The sequence below is a fragment of the Avibacterium volantium genome, assembly GCF_049366555.1.
Classification (GTDB): domain Bacteria; phylum Pseudomonadota; class Gammaproteobacteria; order Enterobacterales; family Pasteurellaceae; genus Avibacterium; species Avibacterium volantium_A.
In genome coordinates this window covers 1-14,494 of record NZ_JBMMGT010000006.1, presented here as the reverse complement: position 1 = coordinate 14,494, position 14,494 = coordinate 1, and the positions used below count along the sequence as shown (strand labels likewise).

The following is a 14,494-nucleotide window of genomic DNA, read 5'->3' as shown; positions in this document are numbered from 1 at the left end:
GCGCCATAAACAAGGAATTTTATGCGTAAAATCAATTGCTTAATTTATGGACTGGGATTTCTACCTGCTATTTCACTTGCTCAAAGTACAGATTCTCAACAGCAGTTACAACAATCCGCCGTGCTTTCCAAAGAACTCAACCAAAATACACCGCACTTGGCTAGCATTAATATCACTAGCCAATTTTTTTATTATTTACCCCTTTATCTTCTAGACATCACCGCTATTTAATGGTAACTTTACGCCCATTCTATGTTCAAACATCTTCATTACAAATTCATTTTCCAATCTAACCAACATTTCAAATTATTATGCATTTAACAGAACTTAAAAATATGCCTGTTTCCGAGCTGGTAAAACTCGGTGAAGAACAAATGGGTTTAGAAAATCTAGCCCGTTTACGCAAGCAAGATATTGTTTTCGCAATCCTAAAACAACACGCCAAAAGCGGTGAGGATATTTTCGGTGGTGGTGTGTTAGAAATCCTGCCTGATGGCTTTGGTTTCTTACGTTCCGCTGACAGCTCCTACCTTGCTGGCCCTGATGATATCTATGTTTCTCCAAGCCAAATTCGCCGTTTCAATTTACAAACTGGGGATAAAATTGAAGGGAAAATTCGTCCGCCAAAAGAAGGGGAACGTTATTTTGCTTTGCTAAAAGTGGATCAAGTTAATGATGACAAACCTGAAGTTTCACGTAGCAAAATTTTATTTGAAAATTTAACCCCACTTCACGCCAATTCACGTTTAAGAATGGAACGTGGTAACGGCTCAACAGAAGATTTAACCGCGCGTATTTTAGATTTAGCCTCTCCTATCGGTAAAGGACAACGTGGCTTGATTGTTGCCCCACCAAAAGCGGGAAAAACAATGTTGTTACAAAACATTGCACAAAGCATCACCCATAATTATCCTGAATGTGTGCTTATCGTATTATTAATTGACGAACGTCCAGAAGAAGTAACGGAAATGCAGCGCTCGGTAAAAGGTGAAGTGATTGCTTCAACCTTTGATGAACCCGCCTCACGCCACGTTCAAGTTGCTGAAATGGTTATCGAAAAGGCAAAACGTTTAGTTGAACATAAAAAAGATGTGGTGATTTTATTAGATAGTATCACGCGTCTTGCCCGAGCTTATAACACCGTAACCCCTGCTTCAGGTAAAATCCTTTCTGGTGGTGTAGATGCTAATGCGTTACATCGTCCAAAACGTTTCTTCGGTGCAGCGCGTAACGTTGAAGAAGGCGGAAGTTTAACCATTATAGCAACCGCACTTGTAGATACAGGGTCAAAAATGGATGAAGTGATCTTCGAGGAATTTAAAGGAACGGGGAATATGGAGCTACATCTTTCGCGTAAAATCGCTGAAAAACGTGTGTTCCCAGCCATTGACTTTAACCGTTCAGGCACGCGTAAAGAAGACTTACTCACCACCCCTGACGAACTACAAAAAATGTGGATTCTACGCAAAATCCTTAATCCAATGGGTGAAGTGGAAGCAATGGAATTCCTTATTGATAAACTTGCCGTTGCCAAAACCAATGAAGAGTTTTTCGAGATTATGAAGCGTTCATAACGTCCATAAAAAACCTCGCTAAATGCGAGGTTTTTCTTTTTAATTCAATCTATTACACAAATTCTTGCAAGGTTTTTTCCAAGCGCACAAACCCTTCTTGCAATTCTTCATCGCTAATATTCAACGCGGGGGTGAAACGCAAGACATCAGGACCTGCAACTAAAATCATTAGTCCATTTTTAGCCGCACTTTTCACAAATTCGCTGGCTTTTCCTTGATAATTCGCATTTAGCTCTGCGCCAATCAACAAGCCCTCACCACGAATTTCGCTAAATAAATTCAGCGCCTGATTTAGTTCATTCAATTTATGCATAAATAATTCAGAAGTGCGGTGGATTTTTGCTAAGAATTTTTCATCAGAAAGCACGTCCACCACCTTTGACGCCACAGCACAAGCAAGGGGATTGCCGCCAAAAGTTGTACCGTGTACACCAACAGAAAAACTTTTTGCAATCTCATTGGTAGTGAGCATTGCGCCAATTGGAAAGCCATTGCCCAAGGCTTTAGCTGAAGTCAGAATATCAGGCACAACGCCATATTTCATGTAAGCATAAAGATAGCCCGTGCGAGACAAGCCTGTTTGCACTTCGTCAAAGATTAGCAAGGCATTGTTTTCATCACAAAGCTGACGTAACCCCTGTAAGAATGCAGGATCAGCAGGTTTCACGCCACTTTCGCCTTGAATTGGCTCAACAATCACGGCACAAGTATGGTCATCAATCACGGCTTTTACCGCGGTAAGATCGTTAAAAGGAACGTGGATAATATCCGCAGGTTTCGGCCCAAAGCCACCGGAATATTTCGCTTGCCCACCTACGCTCACGGTGAATAATGTACGTCCGTGAAAACTTTGCTTAAAGGCAATAATTTTGCTTTTCTGCGCGCCAAAATGATCTACTGCATAACGGCGAGCCAATTTCAACGCAGCCTCGTTAGCTTCCGCGCCAGAATTAACAAACATCACCCGATCCGCAAAGGTTTTCTGCACCAATTTTGTAGCTAATTGCAAGGTTGGCTCACTGGTAAACCAGTTGCTAGAATGCCACAGTATTTCCCCTTGCTCTTTCAGCACCGCCACAATCTCATCAGGACAATGCCCCAACGCATTCACAGCAATACCGCTTGTGAAATCGATATATTCTCGCCCTTTCTGATCCCAAACTCTACTCCCCTTCCCTTTCACAGGAATAAACTCTGCCGGCGCATAATTTTGTATCATCACTTCATCAAAGGTTTGTCTGTTATAAGCACTCATTTGCGATCCTTAAATTTTCCAAAAGTGAGGATAGCATAGTTTAAAATGAATAATTAATCAATTATTTTGAATATAAAATCAACAAAGCCATTAATTCAGAACTATCTCACTTAACAATCAAGAATGCTACAAATAATAAAAGAAAGACTTTATCCTTTCTTCAATATTTCACAAACTTCAATATTTAAACGAACAAACTCTTCCCAAGAATACTGATGAGAAAGATGTGCTAAATAATAATCTTTTACTCGGCAGACAAGAGGTCTCTTTTCGTAGATACTACAAAGATTTGTTAGTTCATTGAAATGATGGCAAACACCATCGCTACGATCTAAAAAGCGAGTTTGCTCACTTAAATTGACTCGGCGACAACATTTGCCACAAGCATCACAAGGGAATTGTGTTAGATTATGCATTTTTTGCTAAGCTAGCAAACCATTTTCTAGCACTTTCTACATCACCTAGGTCAAAAGGTAAATCAATATTTCGTCGTTCGATTTCTTGTTTTAAAACAAGTGATCGTTCTAATTCAGAGTTACAGGCTTCTAAGCTGTCGGCAAAAATCATAATTTCATCAGGTTTAAGATTAAATTCAATCTCTGCCCATCGTAGTAAATAACGATCAAGCTCCGCATTAATTTCTTTCATATGATTGATCATTACTTCGTATTTTTGTTTATATGAATTAATTATGTCCCATATAAATTGCAAAGAAAGCCCATTTTCAATGAAGTATCCAAATGCTAATGTCATAACCCCCGTTGCTAAAGCACTTAAGAATGCACTAATTAAATCTCCCATAGGGAATACAAGCATACTTGCTAAGTGTGCGTTTAACATTGCCCCCAAGGCAGTTGCCAAGCCTGCACCAAGCAGTTTTAATACACTTTTAAACAACATTTTGGTATCTAATTTATCAGGATTAAATGCAATTAATTTAATTACACTAACAAGGCTATTCCACATTTCGCGAATAAGCTTAACAACTATTTTTTCTGAAACAAGGAAAATATTCATCACCGTTGTACTAATACTGCCAAGTATCCCCGAAAGAGCACCATCTTTAAAAGCAGAAATAATATCTTTAAATCGTTTTTTTACTCGATTAAAAATATTTTCTAACGATACGGCAATTTTTTCTAAAAACTTAGCAATAGTAAAATTTTGTTTTAATTCTTGATAAATTTCTGGGATACGCTCTCTTAATTCAAACCAAACTTCAGCGAGAATCAAACCTAAGGCTTGGCGAGCTCCCATTTGCAATCCTTTTTTACCTGCGGCTACCGCAGTTGATTTAAAGAACGTAGCACTTGTATAGTATTTTAAATTAATTTGTTGATTATATGCCTTGCGTGCCTTTTGATCTGCTTCAATGATTTTTTCTTTATTTTCTAATACATCATCAAGTACTTTCTTTTTGGCTTTACTTTGCTCTAACTCATTGTGGGCAAGATCTTTTTTATGACGCTCTTGTGGCGTTGAGGTTGGCATTTTAGCAAGTTCTTGCTCTTTCTTTTGAATTAATTTTTCTAATTCTGCAGATTTTTTGGGTATAATTTCATTAACAAACTTTTCTACACTATGATCTCTTTTCAAGTTATTAACATACCAATGTGTAGAATTTAAATTGCTTTCTTGGTTAGCTAAATCAACTCCATTCAACCCTGCTAAAACACGTCCTGCATCATTAGAAATTTCTTTACCTGAAATCGTATGATCTAATTGTCGGATTCCTTTCTTATTACCTAATTTTTTTCCTACTCGGTAAGCATCATCTAATTTTCCTTGTTCTTGCAATGCCTTATCCGCTCTACCTTTTCCTATATAACGTTTATCTGAATGATAAACGTGAGAATCATAAGCCTCTCTATTTTCATAGGTATTTTTAGCTTCTTCAGTAGCATAAACACCCTGGCGAGCATTATTTATCGTATCAACATCCCCTCCCCGTTTATCTTCAAAAAGTAAAAAATCTAATCCAAACGTTGTTACTAATGAATTTACTACTGTTTTTTCTAATTCACCAGCCCAATCAAATTCTGGCTTGTCTGCTGCAATGCTTGTCATCTGTTATCTCCTAAAAAGGCGAGATATTTCTCGCCTTTTATTATTTATGCTTCAAATTTTGTTGAGCTATCTTTGGATTTTGCAAGGCTTTCATCAATTTCTATTTTATTGATGATTTTCATTCCCTTACTATCTGTTTTAAATACAATAGTATTATTTTCATCTTTGACTAATTCGCCATTATCTTGTTTTTTCGCTTTAAATAATGGTGTTGTAATGACATCCGTCAAGATAGAAGCTAGGGCATAACCATTCTGAGTAATTCGAATAATCGGTTCACCAATAGCTGTCACGTCCGCACCGTTACGAACCAAAGTATCCATATTTTTTAAATCTTGAAAATATCGTTTAAATATTTTATATACTCTGCTAAGTTCATCATAGATTTTATTAACATAATATTGAGTGTCTTCAAAATACTGGTTAGCAGACTCCATACTTAAAATAGCTTGATTAACGGCATAACTATATTCTTTTGCATTTTCAAGTTTCTTCTCTGCGTGATTTGCATAAGCAAAACCAGCTACTAATGCAATTGGTGCAGCAACGACACCGCTTAAAATAGCCGCACCACCAGCCATACCTAATCCACCAGCAGCAAGAGAACCTCCTCCAATTGCTGCCATTGTTGCATTATAGGCAGCAGCACCAGAAAGAGCTGCAATCGGTGTGCCTGTAGAAGCAGCTGCTAATGCCATCACTCCACCATATACGGCGTAAGCTGCGCCAGCCCCCATCGCAGCAGAACCAGCTATCTGTCCTAAATAGACAGTAGCAGACAAAGCAACACCTTGAATTTTATCTAATTGATGTTTAGGAATATTGATTTGCAAATCTTTGGTTTCTTGATATTGAGAGAGCTTTTCCAGTAAGGATTTCGCGAGAGTATCAAATTTGGAAAAATCTTCACCAATAGATAATTGTAATTGACCTAATTTATCAAGAGATTTCCCCATTGATTTCTCTTGTTCTTTAAAGTTTTCCTCTGCATTCTCATAACGGCGTTTTTCTCTATCAATAATATCATCTGCTTTTGAACTATCTTGATAGCCGTCATAGCCTTTTTTGGCTCCTGCTGCTACAGCTGCAACCGCTGCTCCAGCCAAAATAAATGGTAGTGGCATAATAATTTTCTCCTTATTAATTAAGCTAGTAATGCATTAATTTCTTTTTGTAATGCAAATTGTTTTTCAACCCATTTTTCGAGCAGATGTAATTCATCTTGCGATACATTTAAACTAGAAGCATACTGAACAATAAGACTTTGTTCATTCGCGTGATATTCATCATTAGAAAGTGCGACACCAAGTAATTCTAATAATAAAGAATATTTTGCTAATTTTGTGTTGAATAATGTACCAAGCTCATTAATAGAAATTTCTCTTTCTGCCACACCAGTTTCAGACTGTTGTTTTAGAATTTCTACCATACCTGCTTGTAATTCATCAGCATAGCCATCAGCCTGAGCAACTTCTTTAGCTAAATAAATAAGTGCACCTTGTTGTTCTAAGGTTAGATTTTGTACAAACATTTTTATCTCCTATTGTTCGTTGTGTTTTAGTGAACTATTTTTTATATGTTACGTTAATTTTTTTATCAATTAAGTTTTTGCCAATCTCAAAATCTGGGTTGTAGGTTGCTAAATTATGTACAGCAATACCTATAGCAGTGGCTGCACCAATAACACCTCCAACACCAGAAAATAAAGCCGCTCCCACACCTGCCGCCCTATTTTCAGTATAAACACGACACGTAAAACCATTTTTCTCTATAGCAGCTTCAACTATTTTTGCATCTCCAATCACATTAGACGTGCTAATAGAAAAATTCATTCTATATTCAATAAGCCTTTGTAAAAAACTCATTGAAATCGCCAAACAGTGAAATGTTTGATAAGAATATTTATCAATAAATTGTTCTCTCGTTAGTGAGGTTACATCATTTAAATCAACTCTCGTTAGTGAGGTTTCATCAACTAACATAATTTTCTCCTATAAAGTTGGCTAAGTTAAAATAACTTATTCTAAATTGATAGTTTACTTAAAAAGATAAGAAACCACATCAATTGCATATTGATGTTCCTTAGGTTTTTCTTTTTTCCATTTTTCATAACCTGAAAAAGTTGGATGCTCTTTTCTTTCCAGTTCCATTTTTAAAATTAACTTTATTGACATAAAAAGTAACATTTGCTTGTATAAATAAGAAAAATTTAATCCAGCCACTCCAAATTTACGTGAAATCACATTTTCATCATTATTACTTAGATAAGATGAAAATGCATCCAACACTTCAAATAAATCTGTAAAATCATTGCAATCATAGAATGAAAAATAATAGTAAATTGCAGAAAGTAGCTCAATATCAGATGCATCTTCAACATTAATCAATTTATCTTCTGAAAGTTCTTTAATCAGATTATGGAATAAAATTAGAAAATATTCTGCTTCTAAAAAATCTCTTTTATATTTATCTTCAACCTTATCAAAATTGGTATTTACCCACTCTGTTAGCATAGAAAATATCTTCTCTACTGCTTTAGCATTCTTGCAATTAATACTATCTTCTATTTTATTCTGTACTGATGTTTGAGCGCTGCTTTCTGGTGAATCTGGTGGCAAAAACTTATTATCTTTAGTATTACCTTTTTTATATCTCACATTAACTTTATTTTCTGTTAGACTTTTACCAATTTCAAAATCTGGATCATAAGTTGCCAAATTATGCGCAGCAATCGCTACTGCCGAAGCTGCTCCAATCAAAGATCCAATACCAGAGATAACACTGGCACCAATTGCTACAGAACGATTCTCGGTATATACTCGGCAAGAGAAACCATTACCTTCAATAATCTCTTCAACTCGTTTCACTTCATATGCTATATCATTTGTTTTAATTGAGAAATCTACCTTCATTTTGATTAACTTATCAATTAATAGATTACTAATATTTATATCTTGATAGGTTCTATTACCATATCGCTCAATCCATTCCTCTCTTGTTAAAAGAAGATCATTTTCACAATAATTTGCTAATACATCATACTTTGACATAATTACTCCCTGCTTTTTTCCATCTTATTCAAATACTGCACCAAATTATTTTGCAATTCTCCCTGCAAGTTTTGCGGGCTGATAATAGAGAGATGTGGAATCCAATATTGCACAATAGGCAGAATATCTAGAGGATTGACATTTTCTGAAGCCAATAACAATTCACCGTTTTCTAACTTGTGTAATAGCTTTTGATTTGGCAATAAATTACGGCGTAAGAAAAATGGTGCTGCAAAGGCGGAAACCTGAATCACGACCTCTGTAATCACATTGCCGTGAGAAAGCGAATCGCTGTTTTTAATTTGCTCAATAAACTGTTGATTAGGAATAAAATGCTCAGCTAGCACTTCCAGCTGGCTAATTTGGGTAAAACAAAAGGTTTTTTGTTTATCATTTTGATTGTTATCCGTACCAACCAGATACCAAATGCCATTTTTATTTGTGAGTAAATAAGGGGAAATCTGATAAAAACTGTTTTGATTCGTTGATAACTTTTTATATTTGAAAGAGATTTTTTTACTTTCGTGAATGGCTTGATTAAGTAAATCAAACTGAGCTTTCAGATGTGAAATATCTTCATATTGAAAGCCTTTCACTTGCACAGATTGTGTGAGTTTTTCTTGGTAAAAAGCTTTATCAACACTTGGGAAAAGGTTGGAGATACTTGCAAAGAGTGCAAAGCGTTGAATATCTTCTTCCGTTAAAATATCTAACTTTTGGCGGTTTAATTTATAAAATCTTGGGCCAAGTTCTTCCCAAGGGAGGAAATCTAATCTCTCATTAATATCACGCTGTAAAGTGCGGATAGAAACTTCAAAACGTTCTGCAAGTTGGTTAATATCAACACGTTTTCCCATATTGAGATCAGCAAGCAAAGCACTGATACGTTGAGCTAACTGATTGGTTCTACTGCTTTTTGTCATAACTTAGAAATCGGTTTGGTTATTGATTGAAAGCTATTGTAAATAAGCTTTAAGTAAGACTTACGTCAGGTTGTGTCGAGCTAAAAATTTTTTTATTTTTTTGTAAATTATTTTTCCGCCCTAAAATTAGACTTTTAACATCTAGTATAAGTATATTGTGCTATTTATGAATAGAAGTCAATATCTATTATTTCTCTCTTTTAAGGGAGAAAATAATGCTGGATAAGAATAAGCAGCTACTACTCAATGTAGGACAAGCCATAGCAAAATACCGCCAAGCAGTAGGATTAACTCAAGCACAATTGGCAGAAATTTTGGAAATTAGCAATGATGCAGTTTCTCGAATGGAGCGTGGGAAATCAGTTCCAAATATTTTGCGTTTATTAGAATTATCTGAAATCTTTCACTGTGAAATTGCAGATTTATTAACAAATAGTAGTAATCGTTCTATGGATCAAGCTAGACAATTAGAACAATTATTAAAAGGATTAGATGGTTATGAACGTGCTGAACTACTTAATTTGGTAGAACGAATGCTGAAATGGAAAGCATATAAAGAAGAATAAAAAATAGCCTCTAAAAATAGAGGCTAATTACTTTGAAAAATATGACTAACTCGTCCCCCCCACCGTAATTTCTTCAATTTTTAATGCGGGCTGCCCAACACCAACGGGTACGCTTTGGCCTTCTTTGCCACATACGCCGATGCCGTGGTCGATTTCTACGCTGTCGGCCACCATTGAGATATTTTGCATCACTTCAATTCCGCTACCGATAAGGGTTGCGCCTTTGACTGGTTTGGTGATTTTGCCATTTTCGATTAGATAGGCTTCAGAGGTTGAGAACACGAATTTGCCTGAAGTGATGTCCACTTGGCCGCCACCAAAGTGCGGTGCAAAAATTCCACGATCTACAGAAGCAATCAAATCGTCAAATTTGCTTTTTCCTTCAAGCATATAAGTATTGGTCATTCTTGGCATTGGCAAATGGGCATAACTTTCACGGCGGCCATTGCCCGTAGGTGCAACGCCCATCAAGCGCGCATTCATTTTGTCTTGCATATAGCCTTGCAAAATGCCGTCTTTAATCAATACGTTGCATTGACTTGGCACGCCTTCATCATCAATGGTGAGCGAGCCGCGACGATTTGGCAATGTGCCGTCATCAACAATGGTGCAAAGCGGTGAAGTTACCAGCTCGCCCACTTTGCCTGTAAATAAGGAACTTTCTTTACGATTGAAATCCCCTTCTAAGCCGTGCCCGACCGCTTCGTGCAATAGCACGCCCGGCCAGCCAGCACCAAGCACAACAGGCATTAATCCAGCAGGTGCTGGGATTGCATTAAGATTCACCAAAGCTTGTCGCACCGCTTCTTTGGCAAACGCCACTGCGCGCATTTCGCCGTTATCTATCTCAAAGAACCAATCTAATCCAAAGCGTCCGCCGCAGCCTGCACCACCACGCTCACGCTTGCCATCTTCTTCCACTAAGACAGAAATAGACAAACGCACTAAAGGGCGAATATCCGCGGCTAATGTGCCATCAGTGGCAGCAATCAACACTTCTTCATAAATTGCGCTTAAACTAGCAGAAACCTTAGTAACACGCGGATCAGCCGAACGCGCAGTGCGATCCACCAGATGCAATAATTCAATTTTCTTTTCTTTACTGAGGCTTTCCAGTGGATTAATCGCGGCATAGCGTTGCACCGCAGAAACTGGTGTGAACGGCTGTGGTAAAATAAAACTTTGCTGCGTAGGCTGCGCAATGCCTTTCACTGCATTGGCACATTGCTGCAAGCTCGCCAAGTTGATTTGATCCGCATAAGCAAAACCAGTTTTCTCACCACTCACCGCACGCACGCCCACGCCGCGATCAATATGAAAACCGCCTTCTTTAATAATACCGTCTTCTAACATCCAACTTTCATCTTGGCTAAGCTGGAAATATAAATCCGCATAATCAATATTGCGGTGATCCATTAGGTTAAACACATTCATTAAATCTTGCGTTGCCAACTGACTCGGCGCAAGTAGCGATTGGGTTACTTTATTTAGCATTGTTTTCTCGTTTTAATCATCATTAAAAATAAAAAAGCTGTTAGTCAAGCTAACAGCTTAAACCATAATATTAATCTCTGAGTATGGATTCAACAATATCTTGCACTTCTGACACAATATAATCTGGTGCAGATTCTAATTTCTTCGCATCTCGATTTCTAAAATCAATGGTTCTTGTTTGATAAGCTAGAATAATACCTTGCGTTTTACAGCCTGTACCGCTTAAGGTAACAGCAAAGCCATTTTCTCTTGCCATTTCAGCGTTACCTTGTGTAATCGGCGCAATTTTCATAAAACCCAATTGATGAAAAGCACGACTACTCAGCACTAATGCAGGTCTGCGTTCTCCTTGAATTTCTTTTCCAACCGTCGGATTTAAACACACCGAGATAATATCACCACGATCAAAGGGCGATTTTACCATATTAAACTTCGCCTCCCACAGGTTCAATGGAATCCCATTCATCGCAAGCAGGCAACGTTTTATGCGATGTCATTGCGATACGTTCCGCAAGGCTTAATCTTTTTTTCTTTACCTTGCTTGGATTGGGTAGCACAACAACTTTAATGGTTTGTTCATCAACTTGCGCAAATTCCAACATATCTCCCGCATTTAAATTCATTGCAGCAGCAAAATCCTTTGGCAAACGCACGGCTTTACTATTTCCCCACTGTTTGATTTCAACTTTGATATTCATTGCTTTACTCACTTTCACAAAACAGTTAATGTATCATCAAATGATACGTTGATAATTTACGCTAATTTCTCAAGTCGTGCAAGAAAGGAATGATGATTCCGCAGGGCTTATCGCAAAAAATTCGTAAAAAAGACCGCACTTTGATCTGCCTTAATCTACTCTCAAACAAAGTGCGGTGCTTTTTGAGGAAGTTTTACATTACTACCACGTCAAACTGTTCTTGGTGGTAATACACTTCGGTTTTTATTTGAATTTGTTTGCCAACGAATACTTCTAATTCTGCCACGAGTCCGTGGCTTTCTTCGTTGATCAAATAATCTGCCACCGCTCTTGAGGCATAGACCACAAATTTTTCACTGTCGAAAAGGTGATGTACGCGGATAATTTCACGCATAATTTCGTAGCAAATGGTTTCTACGGTTTTCACCCGTCCACGTCCGCTACATTCAGGGCATTCATCACATAGAACGTGTTCTAAACTTTCGCGGGTGCGTTTGCGTGTCATTTCCACCAAACCGAGCTGAGTAAAGCCGTTCACGCTGGTTTTTACGCGATCTTTCGCCAGTGCTTCTTGTAAGGATTCCAGCACGCGGGTTTGATGCTCTTCTTTTTGCATATCAATAAAATCAATGATGATAATGCCGCCGAGATTGCGTAGCTGAAGCTGTTGCGCAATGGCTTTGGTGGCTTCAATATTGGTATTGAAAATGGTTTCTTCAAGATTACGATGCCCTACGAATGCGCCGGTATTGATGTCAATGGTGGTCATTGCTTCCGTTTGTTCTATGATGAGATAACCGCCCGATTTGAGATTAACGCGCTTGTCTAATGCGGTATGAATGGCATTTTCCACGCCATAGACATCAAACAAGGGCTGCTTGCCTGAATGCAGCATTAACTTGTCCGTCAAACTTGGGATAAATTCCTCGGTGAATTGCTTCACTTCATCAAAGCAAAGATGGGAATCAATGCGGATTTTTTCTAAATCGACCCCAATAAAATCGCGTAAAATACGCTGCGGAAGCGCAAGTTCACCATAAAGCATTGAACGTGTTGGATATTTTGCGCGGCGCTCCATTACCTTGCGCCATAAGCGTTTTAAAAATTCGGCATCTTGCAACAGATCTTCTTCTCGCGCCCCTTCCGCCGCAGTACGAATAATAAAGCCGCCTAATTCATCGCAAAACGGCAATACCAGATCTTTTAAGCGCGCACGTTCTTCTTCGCTTTCAATCCGTTGCGACACGCCAACGTGGCTGTTTTCTGGCATAAACACGAGATAGCGAGAAGGCAGCGTAATGTCCGTGGTCAGCCTTGCGCCTTTCGTGCCAAGCGGATCTTTCACCACTTGCACCACAATATCTTGCCCTTCACGCACAAGCTCGGCAATGTCTTTGACGATGAACTGTTTTTTCTCGTTTTCATCTACACATTCTGTGTGCGAAACAATATCAGAAGCGTGCAAAAATGCCGCTTTTTCCAAGCCTATATCCACAAAAGCCGATTGCATTCCGGGCAGCACGCGCGTTACTCGCCCTTTATAAATATTGCCAACAATGCCACGTTTGGCTTGGCGTTCGATATGCACTTCTTTCAAAATCCCCGTATCCACAAGGGCGATGCGGGTTTCACTTGGCGTTACATTAACTAATAATTCTACGGTTTCCATATTAATCTTATTTGCTTATTTTTCTGCTGGTTAGTCTAGCGAAAAGGGAAATAGAATAACAGTACCAAATCAGGTAAAATATGACCTTTCTCAAATTTTAACCATTTCTTTTGGAATGTTCAGTTTATAAATTATGATCGATTTTCGTCCTTTTTATCAACAAATTGCAACCAGCCCGCTTTCTGCTTGGCTCGAAACCTTACCCGCTCAACTTAAACAGTGGGAAAAGCAAACCCACGGCGATTACGCCAAATGGGCAAAAATTGTAGATTTTCTGCCTGATTTGCACGCCAATCAGATTAATTTAAAAAGTGCGGTGCAATCTGAGGGCGATGTTGAACTCAGCGCAGGCGAGCGTCAGCGCATTATTTATCATCTCAAGCAATTAATGCCTTGGCGCAAAGGGCCTTATCATCTTTATGGCATTCATATTGATTGCGAATGGCGTTCTGATTTCAAATGGGATCGCGTGCTGCCTCACCTTGCCCCACTCAACGATCGCGTGATTTTAGATGTGGGCTGTGGCAGTGGCTATCATATGTGGCGAATGGTAGGCGAAGGGGCAAAAATGGTGGTGGGCATTGATCCCACTGAACTCTTTTTATGCCAGTTTGAAGCGGTGCGTAAATTGCTAAATAATGACCGCCGCACCAATTTAATCCCCCTTGGCATTGAGCAAATGCAACCTCTAGGCGTGTTTGATACCGTGTTTTCAATGGGCGTGCTTTATCATCGCAAATCCCCTTTTGAGCATTTTGCGCAATTGAAAAATCAGTTAAGGGCGGGTGGTGAATTGGTGCTTGAAACCTTAGTGATTGACGGCAATGAAAATACCGTGCTTGTACCGCAAGATCGCTACGCAAAAATGAAAAATGTGTATTTTATCCCTTCAGTCAACGCCTTGATTTTATGGCTAGAAAAAAGCGGATTCCACAATGTGCGCTGTGTAGATGTGGCGGTAACCAGCCTTGAAGAACAACGTAAAACCGAATGGCTAGAAAATGAGAGCTTGATTGATTTTCTTGATCCAAACGATCATAGCAAAACCATTGAAGGCTATCCTGCGCCAAAAAGAGCAGTGATTTTGGCGAATAAATAATTAGAAAAAACACCGCACTTACAATAATGCAAAAATATAAATAAGAGTGAAAATGCTTCATTCTTATTTATCGCTTACTAAGGCTCTCTCTTAAAAAGC

General features: G+C 38.4%; 16 protein-coding genes. 4 read left to right on the top strand and 12 right to left on the bottom strand.

Features of this window, described 5'->3' with window-relative positions:
* Positions 1-21: 21 nt before the first annotated feature.
* Positions 22-231, top strand: coding sequence for a hypothetical protein (locus ACLS0A_RS02665; protein ID WP_416082296.1), 210 nt, complete (start codon positions 22-24; stop codon positions 229-231).
* An 80-nt stretch (positions 232-311) separates the two neighbouring features.
* On the top strand, positions 312-1,574 hold the full coding sequence (gene rho / locus ACLS0A_RS02660) for a transcription termination factor Rho (protein WP_103853956.1): 1,263 nt from the start codon (positions 312-314) through the stop codon (positions 1,572-1,574).
* Between the two features lie 52 nt (positions 1,575-1,626).
* On the opposite strand, the gene ACLS0A_RS02655 is transcribed toward rho, so the two are convergent.
* The 8 genes from ACLS0A_RS02655 to ACLS0A_RS02620 all read right to left on the bottom strand — a co-directional run bounded on the left by ACLS0A_RS02655 (position 1,627) and on the right by ACLS0A_RS02620 (position 8,869).
* Positions 1,627-2,829, bottom strand: a complete 1,203-nt coding sequence (locus ACLS0A_RS02655) for an aspartate aminotransferase family protein (RefSeq protein ID WP_416082295.1) — start codon at positions 2,827-2,829, stop codon at positions 1,627-1,629.
* Positions 2,830-2,978: 149 nt separating this feature from the next.
* Entirely contained in the window at positions 2,979-3,245 is a 267-nt protein-coding gene (locus ACLS0A_RS02650; RefSeq protein WP_416082294.1) for a YkgJ family cysteine cluster protein, read from the bottom strand.
* Entirely contained in the window at positions 3,238-4,896 is a 1,659-nt protein-coding gene (locus tag ACLS0A_RS02645) for an ATPase (RefSeq protein WP_416082293.1), read from the bottom strand. The genes ACLS0A_RS02650 and ACLS0A_RS02645 overlap by 8 nt, the downstream gene beginning before the upstream one ends.
* A gap of 44 nt (positions 4,897-4,940) precedes the next feature.
* Positions 4,941-6,020 (bottom strand): chemotaxis protein, encoded by a 1,080-nt coding sequence (locus ACLS0A_RS02640; RefSeq protein WP_416082292.1) that lies wholly within the window; start codon positions 6,018-6,020, stop codon positions 4,941-4,943.
* A gap of 20 nt (positions 6,021-6,040) precedes the next feature.
* Positions 6,041-6,427, bottom strand: a complete 387-nt coding sequence (locus ACLS0A_RS02635) for a DNA repair protein (protein WP_115249254.1) — start codon at positions 6,425-6,427, stop codon at positions 6,041-6,043.
* Positions 6,428-6,461: 34 nt separating this feature from the next.
* The gene (locus ACLS0A_RS02630) at positions 6,462-6,878 is read right to left on the bottom strand and encodes a hypothetical protein (RefSeq protein WP_416082291.1); all 417 of its coding nucleotides are present in this window, start codon (positions 6,876-6,878) and stop codon (positions 6,462-6,464) included.
* 54 nt (positions 6,879-6,932) lie between these two features.
* On the bottom strand, positions 6,933-7,946 hold the full coding sequence (locus tag ACLS0A_RS02625; RefSeq protein ID WP_416082290.1) for a hypothetical protein: 1,014 nt from the start codon (positions 7,944-7,946) through the stop codon (positions 6,933-6,935).
* A 2-nt stretch (positions 7,947-7,948) separates the two neighbouring features.
* Positions 7,949-8,869, bottom strand: coding sequence for a helix-turn-helix transcriptional regulator (locus ACLS0A_RS02620; protein WP_416082289.1), 921 nt, complete (start codon positions 8,867-8,869; stop codon positions 7,949-7,951).
* A gap of 215 nt (positions 8,870-9,084) precedes the next feature.
* Here ACLS0A_RS02620 and ACLS0A_RS02615 point away from each other — a divergent pair, with 215 nt between their 5' ends.
* A complete protein-coding gene (locus tag ACLS0A_RS02615) occupies positions 9,085-9,435 on the top strand; it encodes a helix-turn-helix domain-containing protein (protein ID WP_416082288.1) in 351 nt (116 codons plus the stop codon).
* Between the two features lie 45 nt (positions 9,436-9,480).
* On the opposite strand, the gene tldD is transcribed toward ACLS0A_RS02615, so the two are convergent.
* From tldD to rng, 4 genes are all read right to left on the bottom strand, one after another.
* Positions 9,481-10,929 carry a metalloprotease TldD gene (gene tldD / locus ACLS0A_RS02610; RefSeq protein WP_416082287.1) on the bottom strand — a complete coding sequence of 483 codons (1,449 nt, stop codon included), beginning with the start codon at positions 10,927-10,929 and terminating at the stop codon, positions 9,481-9,483.
* A 70-nt stretch (positions 10,930-10,999) separates the two neighbouring features.
* Complete coding sequence (locus tag ACLS0A_RS02605) at positions 11,000-11,353, bottom strand: type II toxin-antitoxin system PemK/MazF family toxin (RefSeq protein ID WP_103855607.1); 354 nt, start codon at positions 11,351-11,353, stop codon at positions 11,000-11,002.
* Between the two features lies 1 nt (position 11,354).
* A complete protein-coding gene (locus tag ACLS0A_RS02600; protein ID WP_103855606.1) occupies positions 11,355-11,627 on the bottom strand; it encodes an AbrB/MazE/SpoVT family DNA-binding domain-containing protein in 273 nt (90 codons plus the stop codon).
* A 193-nt stretch (positions 11,628-11,820) separates the two neighbouring features.
* A complete protein-coding gene (gene rng / locus ACLS0A_RS02595) occupies positions 11,821-13,296 on the bottom strand; it encodes a ribonuclease G (protein WP_115249249.1) in 1,476 nt (491 codons plus the stop codon).
* 133 nt (positions 13,297-13,429) lie between these two features.
* On the opposite strand from rng, the gene cmoB reads away from it, so the two are divergent.
* Complete coding sequence (cmoB, locus tag ACLS0A_RS02590) at positions 13,430-14,395, top strand: tRNA 5-methoxyuridine(34)/uridine 5-oxyacetic acid(34) synthase CmoB (RefSeq protein WP_416082286.1); 966 nt, start codon at positions 13,430-13,432, stop codon at positions 14,393-14,395.
* Positions 14,396-14,494 lie beyond the last annotated feature (99 nt).